The sequence below is a fragment of the Shouchella tritolerans genome (assembly GCF_025770735.1).
Taxonomy (GTDB): Bacteria; Bacillota; Bacilli; order Bacillales; family Bacillaceae_D; genus Shouchella; species Shouchella tritolerans.
Genome location: NZ_JAODPB010000006.1, coordinates 138,672 through 158,211, shown reverse-complemented (window position 1 = coordinate 158,211; position 19,540 = coordinate 138,672). Strand labels below are relative to the sequence as shown.

19 protein-coding genes are annotated in these 19,540 nt (G+C 44.0%); 18 read left to right on the top strand and 1 reads right to left on the bottom strand.

The features are described 5' to 3' along the window. Window positions 1-152: 152 nt before the first annotated feature. The 7 genes from N6H06_RS18770 to N6H06_RS18740 all read left to right on the top strand — a co-directional run bounded on the left by N6H06_RS18770 (window position 153) and on the right by N6H06_RS18740 (window position 5,866). Window positions 153-959, top strand: a complete 807-nt coding sequence (locus N6H06_RS18770) for an HAD family hydrolase (RefSeq protein WP_213029549.1) — start codon at window positions 153-155, stop codon at window positions 957-959. A 130-nt stretch (window positions 960-1,089) separates the two neighbouring features. Continuing rightward, window positions 1,090-1,929 (top strand): DUF6612 family protein, encoded by an 840-nt coding sequence (locus tag N6H06_RS18765; protein WP_263707698.1) that lies wholly within the window; start codon window positions 1,090-1,092, stop codon window positions 1,927-1,929. Between the two features lie 356 nt (window positions 1,930-2,285). Then, a complete protein-coding gene (gene ehuB / locus N6H06_RS18760; RefSeq protein WP_062750350.1) occupies window positions 2,286-3,119 on the top strand; it encodes an ectoine/hydroxyectoine ABC transporter substrate-binding protein EhuB in 834 nt (277 codons plus the stop codon). A gap of 75 nt (window positions 3,120-3,194) precedes the next feature. Next, entirely contained in the window at window positions 3,195-3,866 is a 672-nt protein-coding gene (ehuC, locus tag N6H06_RS18755; RefSeq protein ID WP_062750349.1) for an ectoine/hydroxyectoine ABC transporter permease subunit EhuC, read from the top strand. Then, window positions 3,863-4,543: an ectoine/hydroxyectoine ABC transporter permease subunit EhuD gene (gene ehuD, locus N6H06_RS18750; protein WP_263707697.1), complete on the top strand. Its 681-nt coding sequence runs from the start codon at window positions 3,863-3,865 to the stop codon at window positions 4,541-4,543. The genes ehuC and ehuD overlap by 4 nt, the downstream gene beginning before the upstream one ends. Before the next feature lie 8 nt (window positions 4,544-4,551). Beyond that, window positions 4,552-5,361, top strand: coding sequence for an ectoine/hydroxyectoine ABC transporter ATP-binding protein EhuA (gene ehuA / locus N6H06_RS18745; RefSeq protein ID WP_375071300.1), 810 nt, complete (start codon window positions 4,552-4,554; stop codon window positions 5,359-5,361). A gap of 79 nt (window positions 5,362-5,440) precedes the next feature. Beyond that, the gene (locus N6H06_RS18740; protein WP_062750346.1) at window positions 5,441-5,866 is read left to right on the top strand and encodes an ArpU family phage packaging/lysis transcriptional regulator; all 426 of its coding nucleotides are present in this window, start codon (window positions 5,441-5,443) and stop codon (window positions 5,864-5,866) included. 84 nt (window positions 5,867-5,950) lie between these two features. On the opposite strand, the gene N6H06_RS18735 is transcribed toward N6H06_RS18740, so the two are convergent. Beyond that, window positions 5,951-6,799 (bottom strand): SHOCT domain-containing protein, encoded by an 849-nt coding sequence (locus tag N6H06_RS18735; RefSeq protein ID WP_263707696.1) that lies wholly within the window; start codon window positions 6,797-6,799, stop codon window positions 5,951-5,953. Between the two features lie 247 nt (window positions 6,800-7,046). On the opposite strand from N6H06_RS18735, the gene N6H06_RS18730 reads away from it, so the two are divergent. From N6H06_RS18730 to N6H06_RS18685, 11 genes are all read left to right on the top strand, one after another. Then, on the top strand, window positions 7,047-7,475 hold the full coding sequence (locus tag N6H06_RS18730) for a hypothetical protein (protein ID WP_062750344.1): 429 nt from the start codon (window positions 7,047-7,049) through the stop codon (window positions 7,473-7,475). Then, a complete protein-coding gene (locus N6H06_RS18725; RefSeq protein WP_213029548.1) occupies window positions 7,465-7,914 on the top strand; it encodes a hypothetical protein in 450 nt (149 codons plus the stop codon). Before N6H06_RS18730 ends, N6H06_RS18725 begins: the two co-directional genes overlap by 11 nt. After that, entirely contained in the window at window positions 7,875-8,150 is a 276-nt protein-coding gene (locus N6H06_RS23195; RefSeq protein WP_142237564.1) for a Gp15 family bacteriophage protein, read from the top strand. The genes N6H06_RS18725 and N6H06_RS23195 overlap by 40 nt, the downstream gene beginning before the upstream one ends. Then, window positions 8,150-9,955 (top strand): phage tail protein, encoded by a 1,806-nt coding sequence (locus tag N6H06_RS18720; protein ID WP_263707695.1) that lies wholly within the window; start codon window positions 8,150-8,152, stop codon window positions 9,953-9,955. The genes N6H06_RS23195 and N6H06_RS18720 overlap by 1 nt, the downstream gene beginning before the upstream one ends. Window positions 9,956-9,970: 15 nt before the next feature. Beyond that, window positions 9,971-10,690 carry a distal tail protein Dit gene (locus N6H06_RS18715; RefSeq protein ID WP_062750341.1) on the top strand — a complete coding sequence of 240 codons (720 nt, stop codon included), beginning with the start codon at window positions 9,971-9,973 and terminating at the stop codon, window positions 10,688-10,690. 17 nt (window positions 10,691-10,707) lie between these two features. Beyond that, window positions 10,708-14,697, top strand: a complete 3,990-nt coding sequence (locus tag N6H06_RS18710) for a phage tail spike protein (RefSeq protein WP_263707694.1) — start codon at window positions 10,708-10,710, stop codon at window positions 14,695-14,697. A gap of 1 nt (window position 14,698) precedes the next feature. Then, window positions 14,699-14,929, top strand: coding sequence for a hypothetical protein (locus tag N6H06_RS18705; protein ID WP_095253710.1), 231 nt, complete (start codon window positions 14,699-14,701; stop codon window positions 14,927-14,929). A gap of 100 nt (window positions 14,930-15,029) precedes the next feature. Further along, on the top strand, window positions 15,030-15,458 hold the full coding sequence (locus tag N6H06_RS18700; RefSeq protein WP_213029588.1) for a phage holin family protein: 429 nt from the start codon (window positions 15,030-15,032) through the stop codon (window positions 15,456-15,458). Window positions 15,459-15,748: 290 nt separating this feature from the next. Further along, the gene (locus tag N6H06_RS18695; RefSeq protein WP_095253711.1) at window positions 15,749-16,519 is read left to right on the top strand and encodes an N-acetylmuramoyl-L-alanine amidase; all 771 of its coding nucleotides are present in this window, start codon (window positions 15,749-15,751) and stop codon (window positions 16,517-16,519) included. A gap of 85 nt (window positions 16,520-16,604) precedes the next feature. Continuing rightward, window positions 16,605-17,177, top strand: coding sequence for a nitroreductase family protein (locus N6H06_RS18690; protein ID WP_062750337.1), 573 nt, complete (start codon window positions 16,605-16,607; stop codon window positions 17,175-17,177). A gap of 346 nt (window positions 17,178-17,523) precedes the next feature. Next, entirely contained in the window at window positions 17,524-19,524 is a 2,001-nt protein-coding gene (locus N6H06_RS18685) for a penicillin-binding transpeptidase domain-containing protein (RefSeq protein ID WP_263707693.1), read from the top strand. The last annotated feature ends 16 nt before the right edge of the window (window positions 19,525-19,540 follow it).

The window sequence follows — 19,540 nt, the reverse complement described above, 5'->3', positions numbered from 1 at the left end:
ATCTCAGTGAACCGTTTTCAATTTGTAAATAAAAGTACAAACAAGTTGCCGACAGATTAGCTTGTTGATTCTCTGTGTTTTTTGCCGCTAACAGCTGGCGCGCCAAATGAGATCGGTTTAAACTGGAAAGGGACTTGAAAGGAGAGTTTTTTATGAACTATAAATTGGTTGTTTTTGATTTGGATGGAACCTTATACGAAGGGACCGACCATTTTGATTTTTATGCAACCCATTTGCAACAAAAGGTTGCTAAAAAAGACCGGCTTGAATTTCAGCTTGATTACGAGGCGATGAAAGCAGGGAATCATGTTGTGCAAATTGGAAAAGCATACGATGTCGCCCGTGACGCTGTTCTAACGATTGATCCGATGACATTAAAAGTAATCGCCGCTCATACATGGGAAGGCGAACAGTACGACCAGGCCTCTGTCGATGAAGTGTATACTGGTGAATTGTCGTTTAACTTTGAAGACATGATCGCGATTGGCGACGGTTGGTGGTATCCATTTGTTTGTGCCAAACACTACGGAGTAACAGACTGTTATTCCAGCTATCAAGCGACAAAAGAATATATGGTATCAGACAAATTTCAACTTGAGCCTCTTCCTGGGCTGCGGGACAAGCTTCTTGAGCTGAAGAAACACGCAAATGTGGTTGTGATGACAAATAGTGACCGGGATGATGTTGGGCGCTTATTTAAAGAATTACGGCTTGAAGGCGTGTTTGAGCATATCATTTCATCTGCCCAAAAACCGACTAGAACGATGGGCCTTTTTGAACAACTTCTGTCCCACTACGAGGTAAAACCAGAAGAAGCAGTCAGTGTTGGCGATAATTTCATTAACGAAATCGCCCCCGCTGTTTTGCTCGGAATGAATGCGGTATACATCCATCCGCAACGGCCAAAGGTCGAGTTGGAGCAAGTACGTGTTGTAAGCACTGTCCTTGAGCTATGGTAAATATGCAAAAATAACAAACGAATCTATAAAGTAGCTGGAAATGGCGCTTACTCCTTTTTTTGTTACAGGCACTTGTGTTAGTGTGGCACAAGTGGCAACGAACAAAGGTTTAAAGGAGGACGTAAAGGCGATGAAAAAATATGGACTTGCAGTTGTTTCGGTACTGGTGAGCGCAGGGGCGCTTACTGCTTGCGGTGACAATGCAACTGGCGAAGAAATCGAGCAGCTGTTAACCGATTCAAATGAAGCGATGGGAAATTTGGACAGTTATGCCGTAGAAACGGCTGTGCATAGCGATGATTTTGAAAACAATGCGTCCCTTCAACTTACAAGGGATCCGGTAGCTTTAACGAACGAACATAGGCAGCCCGATGCTGTAAGTGGAGAAACAGATGCCAACAGGGAGTTTATTGAAGACGGCATTTACTATTATGAAGAGCCAAGCATAGGTGAATGGATTAAGTTTGATGCGGAAGAAGCTGGCATAACGGGCGCGGAAAGCCTCCGCCCTGCTGAAGCGCAACTGGACATGCTGAAACAGTATAGCGATCAGCTTGAACTAAATGACAAAGGCGATGACTGTATCCTCTCTGCCTCAGGAACGGAGGACGAGGAATTAAAGGAGTTGGCTTTGGAAATGGCTGGAGGCCAACAAGCAAAAGAGATGGGCTTAGAAGTAACCGATTTTGATATCGAAATTGTGATTGACAAAAGCTCCCTGTTGCAAAAAAAGACAACAATGACGTTAGGATTTCAGGTGCCTAACCAGCAAGAAAATGAAGAGGAAGCAGACGTGCAAACACAATCGCTTACAACCACGTATAGCCAATTTAACGAAGTAGAAGACATTCATGTGCCAGAGGAAGTCATAAACGAAGCAATCGATGTAGAAGAAGCACAGAAAAGGATGGAGCAACAACAAGCCGAGTTGGAACAAGAGGCACAATCGAACGGAGACAGTGAAGAATAGCGAATGCGCCCCTTTTCAGCAGCGAAAAGGGGCTTTTTGTTCGAAATCTACCCAGGAATAGCAAAAAAGCCGAAAATTAACATGAAGAAAATTGAAAATTATAGTTATATTTGCGTATCAAAGAGGATATGGACTTATTCATAAGAAATTAAGACATACTCGAACGACAACGAACGTAAGTAAGAAATAGGCGACTAAATGCGCTGATTTTAAGTGATACGAAATTTGTAAGAATGTGTATCTGTGCTATCATGTTAAAAACAGACCGAAAAAGCGTCCTCATTAAAAAGAGGCTGTTGGTTGGGAAAGTAAAAATAGCTTGTTTTTGGTGATGGACAGCAGGAGGAGATTGAGTAGTGAAAAAAGCAGGAATCTTCGGTTTATTAACGTCTGCTGTTGTATTGGCTGCATGTGGCGGCGGAAACACAATCCAGGTAGGGGTGGCAAATGAAGAGCCCTACGGCTATATTGACACAGACGCGGGAGAAGTAACGGGAGCCAGCCCTGAAATTGCCCGGGCTGTACTGCAAAAAATGGGCTATGAGGATATTGAAGGGACTGTTGTTGATTTTGGAGCATTGATCCAAGGCGTCAACAGCGGACAGTTTGACATTGTTACAGCCGGGATGGACATCCAGCCAGAACGGTGCGCAAATGGTAATTTCGGCAATATTGAAATGCAATACGGGGAAGGAATCGTCGTCGCCTCAGGCAACCCGCTAAACATTACAAGCTATGAAGACATTGCGGAAGATCCAGACATTCGTGTTGCGCTTATGGCAGGCGCGAACCAAGAAGCGATGTTGCTCGCACTAGGAGCAGATGAAAGCCAATTTGTCAGCGGAAACAGCATTGCTGATAATATTGCCGCCGTTGAAAATGGCCAGGCAGATGTAATGGTCGCTACTGATGCGACAGCAAACTCTGCTGCTCAAAACAATACGTCAGATAAAGTCGAATTTGTAGAAGATTTTACACAACCTGTGATTGACGGCGAAGAGCAAATCGCCTACGGCGCAGCTGTCTTCCCACAATCGGAAGCAGGAGAAGAGATGCGGGAAGAATACAATGCCGCTCTGCAAGAACTCATTGATTCAGGGGAGTTGCTTGAAATCATTGAACAGTTTGGCTTCACTGAAGCAAATTTGCCTCCTGAAGACATCACAATGGAAGATCGCTGCAATGCCTAAAGGGCAAGAGGGAAGCATGGTGCTCACATAGGTGGAATCCCATGCTCCCTTTTTTAGTTGATAAGAGGTGAGAGGATGTTCAATAACTTTTCTAGCTTTATGCCGTTTATTCTAAAAGGGCTAGAAATCACGGTCCAAGTTTTTTTAGTAGGCGCTGTCGTCGCGTACAGCATCGCTCTCGTTGCTGGATTGATGCGAACTTCAAAAAATCCAGTCGTCCGCAGTGTGGCTGCTGTTTTCGTTGAGCTGTTCCGTGGCACATCGTTGCTTGTGCAAATGTTCTTTTTTGTTTACGCGCTACCGATGATTTTCCCTGGCCTGTCGATGTCCAATTTTTTAGCTGGTTCAATTGCCGTTGGTTTAAATTACGGCGCGTATGCTTCAGAAGTGGTGAGAGGGGCGATTCATTCAATTGCCGTTGGCCAGACGGAAGCTGCCATTTCGTTGAACATGTCAAAATGGCAGCGGATGAGGCTTGTGATTTTGCCACAAGCTGTCCGTTTGATGTTGCCGGGTTTTGGCAATAACGCGATTGAATTATTGAAAGGGACATCGCTTGTTTATTTTATCGCGCTTGCCGACATGACGTTCCAAGCCAATGTACTCCGAGGCAGCAACAACTCACTGTCCAACCAAATTGAAATTTACACATACTTGCTGGTCGCTTACTTTATTTTAGCGCTGCCTTTGATCTTCCTTGCCCGCTGGCTGGAAAAACGGGCTTCTAAAGGAGTGAGCACATCATGAACAAACCATGGGATTGGGAATTTGCGATCGCGATCTTTCCTGAAATTCTTTCCGCTATTACAGTAACGATTGCAGCTACGATCATTGCTTATTGCATTTCGCTAACAGCTGGCCTCGTTTTAACGCTTTTGCGACGTGCTTCTTTTAAGCCGTTGGCACTCACGGTTGCCGGTATTATTGAATTTATTCGGGCAACACCACCGCTTGTCCAACTGTTTTTCGTTTACTATACAACGCCATTAACAGGCTTCCAAACAGGCGCCATCGTACTTGGCCTCCATTATGCTACGTACGTTTCAGAAATTTACCGCTCGGGGATTGAAGCTGTTCCTAAAAGCCAATGGGAAGCAAGCAAGGCATTAAATTTCACTCGTGCCCAAACATGGAGACGAATCATTTTGCCCCAAGCTATTCCTCCAGTCATTCCAATGCTTGGAAACTATTTAATCGTCTTATTTAAGGAAACCCCGTTACTTTCGGCGATTTTTGTCGTAGAAATGATGGCTGTTGCCCAGTCAATCGGTACAAGCGATTGGCGTTATGTAGAGCCGATTACGATCGTTGGTTTCTTATTTTTAGCGTTAAGCTATCCATCCGCTGCGTTTATTCGCTATTTAGAACGGAAAGTCGGTACGCTGCACGGCAATAAAATCGAAACTAGAGGAGTGAAAACATGAGTGAAGTCATGGAGAAAGTGGAACCAGCTGCTGTGGTACAAATGGAGCAAGCAGAAACGCTTGTCCGTTACCGCAATGTGAAAAAAGCATTTGGCGATACGGTCGTTTTGAACAATTTAGACATTGACGTAAAAAAAGGCGAAAAAATCGCTTTGATCGGCCCGTCTGGATCTGGCAAAACAACAATTATTCGCATGCTAATGACATTGGAGCAGCCAACGGCAGGGACGATTGAAGTGGATGGAGAAATGCTCTGGCATAAAAAAGTGAACGGTGAGCTAAAGCCAGCAGACGAAAAGCATTTGCGCAAAGTACGGGGCAATATCGGGATGGTGTTTCAACAATACAATTTGTTTCCCCATATGACGATCATGAAAAATTGTATCGAAGCGCCCATCCACGTCCTTGGCTTGAGCAAAGACGAGGCAAAAGAACGGGCTGTCGCCATGCTTGAAAAAGTCGGGCTTGCCGACAAAGTTGACATGTATCCATCGCAATTGTCCGGTGGGCAGCAGCAACGTGTAGCCATTGCCCGTTCGCTGGTTATGCAGCCGAAAGTGATGCTGTTTGATGAAGTAACGGCAGCCCTTGATCCTGAGCTGGTCGGGGAAGTGCTCCAAGTGATTCGCGATATTGCAGAAGAAGGAAAAACAACGATGATGTTGATTACCCATGAAATGGATTTTGCCCGTGACGTCGCTGACCGGATTTTGTTTCTTGATAAAGGCAGCATTGCCGAACAAGGCACGCCTGATGACGTCTTAAACCACCCAAAAACAGAACGGCTAAAAACATTTTTAGGGCGTTTCCACGCCTGAGGAAAATTTTCTTGTTTTCTTTGATTTAGCGAACCTTCGTTCTCTTTTAGTAGGAAAGAGAGCATGAAGGGGAATGGTTATGAACAAAACAGAAAAACGCTATGTCGAAAAAAAGCTTGAAACGTACAATCTTTATCGACTGACCCTAACCTATGAAGAACTTCCAAAAACGACACAGAGCTTTCAATTCGTTCCTGCTCACACGGGAGCTCGATCGTTCTTTTCTACAACCGAACAGACGGCGCTAAAAAATATCGAAGCCGCCCAAAAAAGAAAGAACTACATGAACATGATCGAACAATGCGTCAATCGCTTGCCGCCTGCTGAACGCGAGTTGATTGTCCGCCGCTATTTGCAAGAGGCAGACCGGTTCGATTATCAAGTATACATGGATATGCTCATTAGCGAGCGCCAATATTACCGCATAAAAAACAGGGCGTTTACAAAGCTACACTATTTGTTTTCTGTTTGGGAGGAAGAACACGGGGAGTTGGAAGGCATCTGAGCGGAAGACAACACTTTGCCAGCGTTCATGAGCAAATGAACGCTGGTTTTATTGTTTCAACAGTTTAAACGGCCATGCCTGTTTTTAGCCAAGCAATTCCTTCTTCTTTTTCTCAAATTCCTCTTCAGATATGATACCGTCATCAAGCAATGATTTATATTTGCGAATTTCGTCGGCAGGAGAGAAAGCCAATGTATGTTTAGATAAAGTCTTATGTAGCTTTTCAGAATGGTGTAAACGTAGGCTTTCAATCACTTGCTTTGCCTCATGCATGGTCCGATAATCATTAGGTGTAGTAATTAGAAGCTCATTTTCAGAGGCCAGATAAGCTTGGTATTTATTTTCTTGCAAGCTTCCTTCTATAAAAAAACGGATACGCCCTGCTTTAATTCCTGGCTGTGACAAGTGAATACTTGAAATAGATGTTATCGCTATCTCTTTCGTACCCTTGTTTCCTACATACAGACGATTATGAGTAAGTGATATCGTATTTTTTTTGATAATTAATTTTCCTTGATCTGTTTTGTATTCCAATGATTTTTTAGTTTCCATTAATAGCTCTTGGGCTAGAGATTCGGTTAGCGTAATTGCATGATTGCTATCATTGATATTCTGAAGGGAAGCAATTTTATTTTCAATAAAGTCTAAAAAAGGTAGAAATTCTTTGTACTTCCTTTTTTGGACAAAGACAATTGCCATATCACTAATAAAGGCATCCCGGTCTCTAAAAACAGATTCATCTTCATGATTGAGGAGAAAATAAGCATATCCAGACTTAAAACGATGTTCCTTTACAATAACCTTTTTAAGGTCAGCATAGGGAATCTCGATCCTTTGACTTAGCTTAGATATTTTGCGGTTATGTTCTAAAACGATCTCACTTTCCGTCAATGAAAGCGTGGTGCCATATGAGGTCATTGTCTGAGATATCAAAAAGGCCCCTCCTTTTCGCAGTAAAGATTATGTCATCTTTATTTTAGTAGATTTTATATACAGAAGCTATATTAAAGGCAGAATTATGGCAGAAACATGACAGGTACGAACGCTTGTTCCATATTATGATGGTAGTGTAGCAAGGTTAGCTAAAACCAAGCTGCACATTCGTTATCCATTTGTTACTGGTGCCGGCACCACCTTTGCTTTGGATAAACGGACAAACATTAATTTTGGAGGAATGGACATGGCAGAAAAGAAATTTGCTGGAACACGGGTAGAAGTAAATGGACGAGTAGTAGCGAAATTAACGTCTTTCACACACTCACTAGAGGTTGAAGAGGCGGATGTAACTGGTCTTGGGGACACAGTCGAAGGAGGCGGCGTTTTCCGCCAAAAATTCATTGCTGCCTCTGTTGGAGAGACGGTGGCGATGGAAGGGATCGCACTGCTTGAAGATGATGGCCAAACAGAGTTAAAGCGAGTAGCTGAATTAGGTCAAGAAGCGGTTATTAAGCATACAGATGCAAACGGAGCTGGGTACGCCTTAACAGGGTTCTTTACCACGTATGAAGAAGAAGGTTCTGTATCTGAAGGTGTATATACGTTCTCTGGCGAGTTCCGAGTAAACACAAAACAAGCAGTTGTGGAAGATGGTGCTCCAGGTGGCGAATAAATCGGCGGACCGTTTGCAATTGCTCAATGAAAAAGCGGAAGAGCTTGCCCAAATCCAACAGGAACAGCTAGTTGCCGATTATGATGATGCTTTAGCTGAGCTAGCGAATGAACAAAAGCATCAATATGTCAAGTTTGCGGGCGAATATTTTCAAATTCCAACTGAAATGCCCTTCCAGTTTGCGACATTTTACTTTCGCCATTGTGTACAAAAAGTGAGAGGCAAAACGCAAATGGCTGTGCCAGAAGAAAAAATGTATGAATTTATTGAACTAATGTTAGGGAAGGAATTTTTAGCCCATCTCGAACAGTCGAAAGCAGGCGTCAATTTCGTTTTTAAACATATTGTGCCTGACATTATGAAACTTTGGGGATATGATGTCAAAGGCTCAAGCGCACAATCAGCCGCGGCGCAAAAAAAAACCAAGATTCGCGGATAATCATTTGGGCGTGGGCAGCGCTAGAAGCCGATTTCTACCGGTTTTATGGCATAAATTTAACAAAAGAAGGGTTTGAGAACCGCCTATCTTGGAGGCGGTTCTTAGTATTTGTTAGAGGCTTGCCCGAAGATAGCGCCTTCCAACGTTTTTTGCAAGACAAAAAGAAACGCAGCGCCGCCGAATGGGATGAAGGCAACATGCAAATGGAAGCAAACAAATGGAAAGGGGGAAGATGATGGCGATTTCAATAGGAGAGTCAGCAAATATTAAAATTGACTTTGAATCGTTAGAAAAGGGTGGAAAAGCGTTAAGTGGTATAGAGCAGACCCTTACAGGTATAAAGAAGGAGCTAGAGGAATTAGGAACTAGTCTTTCAAGTGGTGAATTGTTATCAGCTTTTTTTAGCATTGTAACAGGGACAGGGTTGGTGATAGTTGCTATTTCTCAAGTTGCTACTAGTCTGTCTATTTTACAGCAACTTTTTACGACTATAGGATCCTTAATTAAAGCGATGGTCCTTCCTAGTTTTATTTCTTTTTTGGGAGCTTTGTCTAGCTTATTAGCTCCTATTGTTCTCATCACCGCTGCGATTGCCGCTCTTGTTGCAGGCATTATGTATCTTTGGCAGACAAACGAAACGTTTCGCAATGGGGTCGTCCAAGCGTGGGAGGCAATAAAGGCCACGATGGAAACGGTAGTGGCTACGATTGTTACCTTTGTTGCTGAAAAATTGGCGCAAATCAAGGCGTTTTGGGATGAACATGGAGCTGCTGTTATGCAAGCAGTAACCAATATATTTAATGGAATTAAGAGCATTATTGAACCAGTTATGAACGGCATTCTGGCGATTATGCAATTTGTTTGGCCGTTCATTGTGTCGCTTATTCAAATGGTATGGGGCAATATTCAAGGAGTTATTTCGGGAGCATTGAACATCATCATGGGGCTAGTAAAGGCGTTTGCAGGCCTTTTTACTGGAGATTTTTCTTTAATGTGGGAAGGAATTAAGCAGCTTTTTTCTGGCGCGCTTGAGGCGATATGGAATGTTGTTCAGTTGTTATTGTTTGGGCGGCTTTTAAAAATTGCTAGTTCTTTGTTTACCGGTTTAATGGGTGTTTTTTCGAAAATGTGGGGAGCAATAAGCAATTTGTTTTTGACGGCATTAAATGGAATAAGGTCGTTTTTCTCCACCATTTTTACTCCTATTCAAAACGTAGTCATGACAGTAATGGGCTTTATCCGCAATGCCATTTCAACAGGCTTAACAACTGCCTCGAATGTGGTTCAATCTGTGTTAACGGTAATTAGGACAGTATTTTTAACTGTATTTAATGCTGTTCGCAATGTGGTTACAACGGCGATTAGCTTTGTACAGAATTTTATTTCAACCGGGATTTCGGCGGCACGTACAGCGGTAACAAGTGCTCTTAATGCGATAAAAAACACATTTACAACTATTTTTAACGCTGTCCGCTCAAGTGTGACAACCGCAATGACTAATATCAAAACGGCTATCTCTAATGGAATTCAAAGCGCATGGCAAGCCGTGTTGAATTTTGTTGGCCGTTTTCGCGAAGCAGGGAAAAACATTGTTAATAGCATTGCAGAGGGAATTACAAGTGCAGTTGGGGCAGTAAAAAATGCAATCTCCAATGTTGCAGGAAAGATACGGGATTTCTTGCCTTTCTCTCCTGCTAAAGAAGGACCACTGCAAGACATTCACCGTCTTAACTTTGGCGGGCCAATAAAAGACTCCATTAACCGAGATGTGCCTAAAATTGAACATGCGTTTGAGAAAGCATTAACGCTGCCTTCTCTTCATGATATTGGTTCTTCACTAGGACGGGGATTGGCGCGGTTAGATAGCAATGTACAAGCAAGAGAGTTGCAGGGGCTGTCAGCAAATCCTTCTAGCAAGATGACGATTGAAGTGCCAGTCCACCTTGAAGGCAAACAAATTGCTAGAGTGACCGCACCGTTTATGGATGTTGAACTTGGACGGAGAGGACAAATGGCACAGCGTGCAAGAGGACACTACTAAAAAGGAGGCGAGAAAATGAATGCTTGGTTTTCTTTTAATGGCGTGAATTTTTCAAAGTGGCTCAAACTGGTCGATGACAACCGCGCCTCTTTGCCGCCACGGAAATTTACGAACACTGAAGTCCACCACGGCGTCCACGCTTCAAATAAACGGTGGGGCGAGTACTTGATCGAGCTTGATGTTTTAATGATTTCCAATAGTTATGAAGAACAAAGAAAAGCCATGCGAGAAATGGCTTATTACCTTTCGGCAGAAGAAGGCAAACTGGTATTTTTTGATGAGCCAGATAAAGCCTACCATGCATTTGTAGTCGACTTTTCCGATTTTACAGGCAAAGGCTTGTTGAAAACGGGAAAATTAGTCTTTCAAGTATCTGATCCTGTCGCAGAAGGGGCAAAAAAAGAGCTTGATTTCACGGAGAGCATAGTTGTCGACTATACAGCTACTGCACCAGCGATGCCGGTTTACTCAATTCTTTTCCATGAAGAAACAGAAAACATGCAAATAGAAAAAGACGGGAAACGATTTAAGTTAAATCGAGTATTCCATTCAGGCGACCAGGTTGTGATTGACAGTGAAAAATCATCAATTCGTTATAACGATGAATGGGCGATGCCTTTGCTTGATCTGCGTTCAGGATTTAAAGATATATTTTTACATCCTGGCGAAAATCATATTGCCGTTCGACCGGAAACCGCGACAGTAGAGATGGCATATAAGGAGAAATGGTTATAAAGGGAGAGGGGGATAGAATGAACGTATTTATTTTCGACAAGCACGAAACATGCAGAGCTGTTCTCGATGAACGGCATCTAATCGAAGCGGTGCATACAGAACAACTGAACAATGCACATTCCTTTGAATTTACAATCCTTGCCGATTGTGACCATGCACTTGAAATCGTCGAAGGCCAACAAGTCGCTTTTTATGATGTCGATGGCGATTTTCAACTTTTTGAAATTGTTGTTGTAGAAGACCGCCATGGGGATGCCGCTTATAAAACGGTTATATGTGAACATGCGGTCAATGAACTGCTTGATGAACATATAGAGCATATTCTGTATAATCAGACAAACGTCAGGCAAGCCCTTTCTAGTATTCTTGCTGGGACACGGTGGCAGCCAGGCGTCGTTGCCGAATTAGGGGAAGCTCCTGTAGAGTTTAGCCAAACCAACGCCAAATATTGTGTAGCCGAGTTGCTAAATACATTTAAAGGCGAACTAAGATGTCGAGTGACAATTGAAGGAAATAAAATTACCGGGCGGTACATTGATATTCTTTCACGCCGAGGGGCAGATACAGGCAAACGGTTTGAATATAGAAAAGACTTAACCGAAATTGAACGCACCATTGATATGAGCAATGTCAAAACGGCGATCAGAGCTTACGGGAAACCGACCGAGAATGAAAATGGGGACCAAGGCAAACCGATTACGTTTAAAGATATCGAATGGAGCAAAGCGAAAGGCGACCCTATTGATAAACCAAAAGGGCAAGACTGGCTTGGCGATGAGCAGGCAAGAGCTTTATGGGGACGAGGGGATTATGAAGGAAAAAGGCATCGATTTGGCATTTTGGAAGAATCAGATGAAGACAACCCTGTCCGTTTATTAGAACAAACCTATGAATATTTGCAAACGGTATGTACGCCACTTGTCCATTATTCCGGAAAGGTTGTTGATTTATTCAGACTCTCCAATTTTGAACATGAACGTATTCAATTAGGGGACACGGCTGCTGTCCTTGATGAAGACATTTATCCGATCATTCAAGAAAAGACGAGAGTAATTGAGCTAAAACGCGACTTGCTTGATCCTAGCAAGGATGAAGTCGTATTAGGGGAGTTTCTGCCGCTATTTTCAACCCCAAATCAAGAAGTGGAAAGGGTGCTGGCAAAAGTAAAGGAAAATGCCCATGTATGGGATAGGGCAGGGAGGCCAATTCAGCCCAATTCGTATCCAGACATTGTTCCTGAAGTACCCGCTAATGTGACAGCTACCGGTTTATATGCTGCCATCATGGTGGAATGGGATTTTAGCCATTTAGACACGTATATTGCAGGTTATGAAGTCTATGCAAGCGAAGTACAGGGGTTTGCAGGAAGCCCAGAAACACTCGTTTACCGAGGGGGTGGCAATACTTATAGCTTTCATGGCGAACCGAACAAACAGTATTATTTCCGTGTCCGTGCTTTTAACTATTACGAGCGTTACTCGCCTTTGTCGGAAGAAGTAAGCGCTACGACAGCACGAATCGTATCAGAGGACATTTTCTTTGGCGAGGACTTGGCTGCCAAACTTCGTGAACTAAGTAAGGAAGCGCAAATTATTGCCGATGGGTCAATTAATTTGGATCAACTGGAAGAGTCGGCCCGCGAGCAATTAAAGCAAGATGCCAAGCAGTACACCGACGAGGAAATCAAGACCGTTACCGAGCAAATAAATAGCGAATTGGCTGAAAAAGCTGGGTTAGAGTATGTGGACGGCAAGTTCCAATTCACAGATGGCAAACTAGCTGAGTTAGACAGCATTACCGATAATCTAACCCGTGAGGTTGGTGACATTAACGGGACTGTATCTGACATAGCGACTAACATAGACGTCATTGAAGGCGAACTATCAACCACAGCTAGCCGCTTAACGAATATGGACGGAAAGCTGAGTGCTCAAGAGGCAGACATACGAGCGAATGCAGAGGCCATTGCTGCAAGAATCACGAAAGACGAGTTTGAGGACACGACAGGGCAACTCTCCAGCCAAATTGGCGAATTAGAGTTAACCGCTAGCGGATTAAGGACTGATTTTGGCGAACTGAGCAAGACGGTTGAAGGAGTGTCAGAGAAGCAGTCTAATTTTGAAACGACAATTAACGGGCTAAAGGCCGATGTCTCAAACGTGGAGACAAGAGTAGATAATAATGCCGGAGCTATTACTAATGTCAGTAGTCGTACGTCCCGGCTAGAGTTAAGAGCTGACCAATTCAGCACTACAATTTCAGAGCTGTCGCACGTTGCTACAACGGGCGACAATATCATCCCAGACGGAAGTTTTGAGGGCGGGGGGCTAGGCTGGCATGGGCCTGGCGAGATCGTGGACGATGCCTATTCAGGTAAGAAAGCATTGGAATTTAAGGGAGGTTCATCCCCTAGAACTCGAAGCCAAAGCGTTACTAACCCTGTTGCGGTAGTACCTGGGCACACTTACCGAATTTCCTATTGGTATAAGACGAGTGCTGACGCAAATGGAGTACGAGATAACCAGAAATTTAGGTTTGGCAACGCAGATACAGGTACGTTGGTAGCAGACTGGGGATGGGATGGAGCGCAAACAGAGTGGCGACAAATAAAAGGTACGTGGAAGTGTCCTAGTAACGTCAAGGCTTTATCGGTGTCTATGGTGACTAATCATAGCGTCGGTTGGGTTCGTGTCGATGATATAGAGGTGGTTGATATATCGGAAGTATCCAGCCTCCAAACATCAATCGACCAAAATGCACGCGAGATCAGCCTAGTAGCGTCTGAAACCACTGGTTTAGGGAACCGCATGTCACAAGCAGAGTCTAAGTTAAGTGTACAAGCCGATCAAATCAATGCCCGTGTCGAGAAAAACGGTGTCATTGCAGCCATTAACTTATCTAGTGAAGGTGTCCTCATTGATGGTGCAAAAACACGCATCACAGGGCAAACACTAATTGACAATGGCGTAATTAAGACGGCCCATATTGGGGAGGCAGCAGTCGGTACCGCTGCGATCGCCGATGCATCCATCAGCAAGGCGAAGTTGCAAAACGCCATTATCGGCACGGCACAGATCGAAAACGGAGCAATCACAAACGCAAAAATTGGCAATGGGCAAATTGACAACGCGAAAATTGCAAATGCCACTATTACCAATGCCAAAATTAGCGACATTAGTGCCGCTAAAATCACAAGTGGCACGTTAGATGCAGCCAATATTATGGTTAGGGCGATGAATGGCAGTATGGCTGTGCAGATGGATGCGGACGGATTTAAGGCGTTTGACAGCAATGCCCGGAACCGAATTCTAATCGGCATACGAAATTTTAATGGTCAGGGCAGCGATCCGGCCCTTGTAAGGTTTTTCGACCCTGGGGGCAAAAACATGGGTTATATTGGTGCAAACACAAACGATACGTTTACCATTTACAGTGCAAGTTCTACATTTATTGATTCAGTCAACCGGATTATCTCAAGGTCCACGGAGTTTCGTTTTGATCCAATGCGTGGCAGCAGCGGCAGCAGATATTGGGTAATGGGAAGGGGAAATACGTCAAGTAAATCAGGACTTCATCCAACTTTTAGGCCTGATACCTCTGGATGGGGTCTTGTAGGGATGAGTAATTTCCGGTTATGGGAAGTTTGGACCAACAATATGCATTACTTTACGATGCACAAGATTTCATCACGTAACGTAAAGGAAAACATTGAACCCCTTGACCTGGATTACTTCGCTCATTTAATAGACCAAGTTGAATTAATGTCTTACCACTACAAAACACCAGATAGAAATGGTGCTTTTGTTCGACCAAATTATGGTCCTATTTCAGAGGATTTACCGGAAGAGTTTCGCACGCCGTCTGACGAAGGTCCGGCATTGTCAATGGATGACTTTATCGCTGGGATTCTAGCTAAAGTGAAAGTACAAGACCGGATAATAAAACAACAGGCAAATGAGATTAAAGAGATTCAAAGGCAAGTCAATGCTCTGAAAGGAGGTCGCTGATGTGAGTCAAGAGTTATCCTCTGAACAAAAGCAATACATCCAATCACTCGAGTATGAGGTACAAAAAGCCAATGCACGTGTTGAGTATTTAGCGGAAAGGCTAGGACAGCGGGAGTTAGAGTTATCAGAAATGGATGCGCAATTACAAACCTTTAAAAACGCTTACGCTTTACTGCAAAAAGAAAATGAGGACATGAAGCAGGAAGAAACACAGGAAAGCCTTTCTGAGTAACATACTCTATTTAGGATAATCGTGTTTGGTTAACGGATTTCAAGCAGGAAACAAGAACCGCTTAAGAATAACAGCATGCCATCGAAAGGGGGGATGCTATATAGGCACGTTCGCTGACTTGTCCTTAGATGTCGCTCGCCTTTACCTTTTCGGCAATGTCAAATTTCTTGATTTGCTTATCTTGCTGATGGTTCTTGACATTGCCACCGGTATTGCAAAAGCAATTAAAAACAAAAGCGTTCGCAGCCGGGTTTCTTTGTACGGTTTTGCTCAGAAAATTGGGATTTTCGTCGTTATTATTGTTGCCAATATGATTGATATTGTATTAGATTTGAAAGGCATGGTTGCGTCGGCAACTGTGCTTTTTTATATCGCGAATGAGTGCTTGAGTATTGTAGAAAATTTAGCGGCCAGTGGAGTGAAAATCCCGCCTGTGATTCGGGAAAAATTGTTAGGTTTTGCGAAAAGCGATGAAGATAGGGACTCAGGTGAAGACAAGCCAAATAAGAAAAATCAAAAGGGTTTATAGAAAAATTCTAAATTTAGTGTGTAATGGAAATGCAAAGAGGATCAATCCTAGCTATTCGCGGGATTTTTCACCTAATTCAATTCGTTTCTAACGTTTGTCCATGTCGGCAGGACCCTTTGTTTCATACAAGTAGATTGTAAGGGTTGACTACTACTGGTCAGGTGTTGAGATTAACCCTTACAGGATGGGAGGAGTCCTGTCCTAATCAACATTGTGGAAGGCTGTTGGCGTTGCCTTCAGCCTATATACGCTTAGGACAAGCACCTACTATTATTAAGGAGGAATTATTTATGGTTAAAATTTTTATTGATCCAGGACATGGTGGTAACGATCCAGGTGCGGTAGGAAATGGCATGCAAGAGAAGAACTTAACACTGTCAATTGCGACGCAAATTCGTGATATGTTAGTGTCTGAATACGAAAACGCAGAAGTCCGGATGAGCCGAACAGGCGATACGGCCGTGTCTTTATCAGAACGGACGAATATGGCAAACAACTGGGGTGCTGATTATTTTCTATCTGTGCATATTAACGCAGGGGGTGGAACCGGATTTGAATCGTTTATTCACACATCGCAGACAAGCGGGTCTGTTCGGGCACAAAATATTATCCATCCGGCGATTATGCAACAACTTGGCGGAACGGACCGAGGAAAGAAAACCGCTAATTTTGCAGTTTTGCGTACGTCCACAATGCCAGCGATTTTAACAGAAAACCTGTTCATTGACCACGCCAATGATGCGGCCAAGCTTCGGGATCCGGCCTTTTTGACCCGTGTCGCTCGTGGTCATGTAAATGGTTTGGCGCAAGCGTTCGATTTGCAGCGTAATTCTGGCGGTAACGGCACGATTTACCGTGTGCAAGCAGGCGCTTTTTCCCAACGCGCTAATGCAGAAGCCCTACAAGCACGGCTTCAAGCAGACGGCTATGAAGCCTTAATTATCCGAAGTGGTTCTCTTTACCGTGTGCAAGTTGGCGCTTTTTCGGTTAAAGCCAATGCAGAAGCGCTTGTTGCTGAATTAAAGAGCCGGGGATATGATGCGATTATTATCACGATCTAAATGAAAATGAGAATCATTCCTTGCGTTTGTCTGATCCTTTCGTTAGACTAAAGGGTAAGAATGGAGAACGAAGGAATGAGTGAAAATGGAATTGAACCAAGTAAAAGCAATTGACGAGCTTATTAAGGGAAGGCGCTCTATTAAAAAATTTAAACCTGATCCTGTATCCATTGAAGAAATAGTCGATGTATTAGAAGTTGCAAAGTGGGCGCCCAACCATAAATTAACGGAACCTTGGCGTTTTCTTCTATACGCTGAAGAAGGGAAAAAACAGTTTGTAGACGCCTATTTGAAAACACAAGCAGGGAGCGATGGGAAGATCCCTGAAAAAGCGCAAAAAAAGGCAGCTTATTTTAGGGAAATTCCCCTCCATCTTGTTGTAGTTATGCCTGAGGATCCGCGTCAAAAAACGTGGGATGAAGATTATGGGGCGGTTTGTGCCATGATTCAAAACATCCAGCTTGCTGCCTGGGCCAGAGGCATTGGCATGATTTGGCGTACCAATGATTGGATTTACAATCCTGTCTTCCGTGAAGCCATTGGTGTTCAGCCTGGAGAAAAAATTGTCGCAACGTTAATGATTGGTTATGGCGATTTTATTCCTGAAGCAAAAGAACGGACGCCAATTGCTGATAAAATCAATATTATCCGTTCTTAATGACAAGAGCGTACGAAAGCAGAGGCTTTCGTACGCTTTTTTTACTTATAATGGGTTTAACACACGAAAGAAGAGACAGTATGGTCTCCTAGTGATCATTCCTCAGCAGGAAAAACAAAAGATGTAAGATTCCCGGTTTTCTTCGAAAGGAGAAGGGCAAAACGCTGATGCTTGAGGATGCAACGACACATCAAAGATGGTCTGTTTGCAAACAATCTTGTGACTTTAGTCATGAGAGGTTCAAAGGTATCGGCAAGTGTGCTACTCTAACAGTAGAATCTTTTATCCTATGATTTTTGTCATATTTTTTGAAGACTTACCAATTAGCAAGGGAGCTGTTAGGGAGTTGAAGCGGTCGGGATTACTACTTTTTTCTGCATTCGCCGGAATGACACTTGCTTTGGCGGCTTGTTCAAGTTCGTCTCCAGAAGATACTGCTAAGGCTTATATCGAACATTGGAAAAACGGCGAATACAAGGATATGTACGCTATGCTTACAAATGAAGCAAAGGAAAACGTCGACGAGGAAACATTTATCGCGAAACACGAGCGCATTTTTAGTGATTTGATAACAGAGTTTGCAGTCGAGCCGCGTTTCCCGGAAGACTACGAAGGGGAAGGGATCGAATCGGTTCCGATTGCCATTTCAATGGAAACGATTGCTGGACCTTATTCCTTTGAGGAAGGAATGGAATGGGTACAGACAGCAGAAGAGGAAAATGAGTGGCATTTAGAATGGGAGCCGAGCCTTTTATTTCCCCAGTTGGAGGGCGATGATGTGGTAAGGCTTAACCGCATACCAGGAGAGCGGGGCGATCTTTATGATGTTCATGGGCAGGCGTTAGCCACTAATGGCGAAGTGCTCGAAATGGGTGTTCAGCCAAGCTTGCTTGAAGGGCAAGATGATGCTGTGGCCATCTTAGCCAATGAGTTAGGGATAACGGAAGACTACATTGATGAACAGTTGAGTCAAGGCTGGGTGACGCCAGAAGCGTTTGTGCCGCTTAAGCAATTGCCTGCTAGTGAAAGTCGCCTAGCAGATTCGATCACAGAGCAAGTATCTGCCGCCTCCTACAGGCGCTTGAACGGTCGGGTTTACCCATTCGGCGAAGCAGCAGCCCATTTGACCGGATACATCGGGCCGATTACGGCGGAAGAATTAGAAAAGCGCAGCAGCGAAGGATACTCTTCTTCTTCAAACATTGGTTTAGCCGGGTTGGAATTGGTGCTCGAAGACCGTTTGCGCGCAAAAGACGGGATAGAAATTTATACAGCAAGTGCAGATGGTGAGCGGAAGGAAACCATTATCGAGTCTGAAAGCGAGGATGGCGAGGATATCCACTTAACGATTGATATGGACGTTCAAGAAGCGATTTTTAACGAATTTGCTGGAAAATCAGGTACAAGTGTGGCGCTAGATCCTCTCACAGGGGAAACGTTGGCGTTGGTTAGTTCGCCAGCTTACGATCCGAATTTAGCAGCACTTGGTTTTTCCAGCGAGGAGCGCAAAAAAATCGAGGAAAATGAAGAAATGCCGCTGTTGAACCGTTTTAGTGCCAGTTTTTCTCCAGGGTCGACAATGAAGGCATTAACTGCTGCGTTTGGACTAGAAGCTGGAACGCTTGTCCCAGAAGAGACGATTGAAGTAAGCGGCCACGACTGGCAGCCGGACGATGCATCTGGTTGGGGCGATTACCATATCCACCGCGTCACTGATCCAGGCGGTCCAGTCGATTTAGAAGGTGCCCTTATGTACTCGGATAATATTTATTTTGCGATGGAAGCACTAAAACTAGGGGAAGAGAAGCTAATCGAGCAGGCTGAAGCCGTTGGTTTTGGGGAATCAATCGATTATTTGTATCCGTTGAAGAAATCACAAATAACCGGGGAAGACGGGTTCCGCTCGGAGCCTGAACTCGCTTATTCAGGATCAGGGCAAGGGCAAGTGCTCGTCAATCCAGTTCATCTTGCCACGATGTATACGGCTTTTTCCAATGAAGGCGCTATGATTCAACCAGTGCTTGAGCAAAGTGAACAAACCGGCGTCGTGTGGAAAGACCATCTGACGCCTGAAACCGCCGCAATTATTGATGAGGCACTTGGGAAAGTTGTGTCTGAAAAAAGCGGGACGGCCCATGCAATGGAAATAGATGGCTATCCGTTAGCAGCAAAAACAGGAACAGCTGAATTAAGCGGTGGTCAAGGCGAATCGAATGACGATGTTCTTGGATGGGTTGTCGCCTATAACCAAGATGATCCCGAAATGTTGGTGGCGTTTATGCAGGAAGGGGCAAGGAGCGGTGAAGTTGTCCCAAAAGTAAAGGCCATTTTTGAAGCAACTCGGTAAAACTTCCGCACATGCC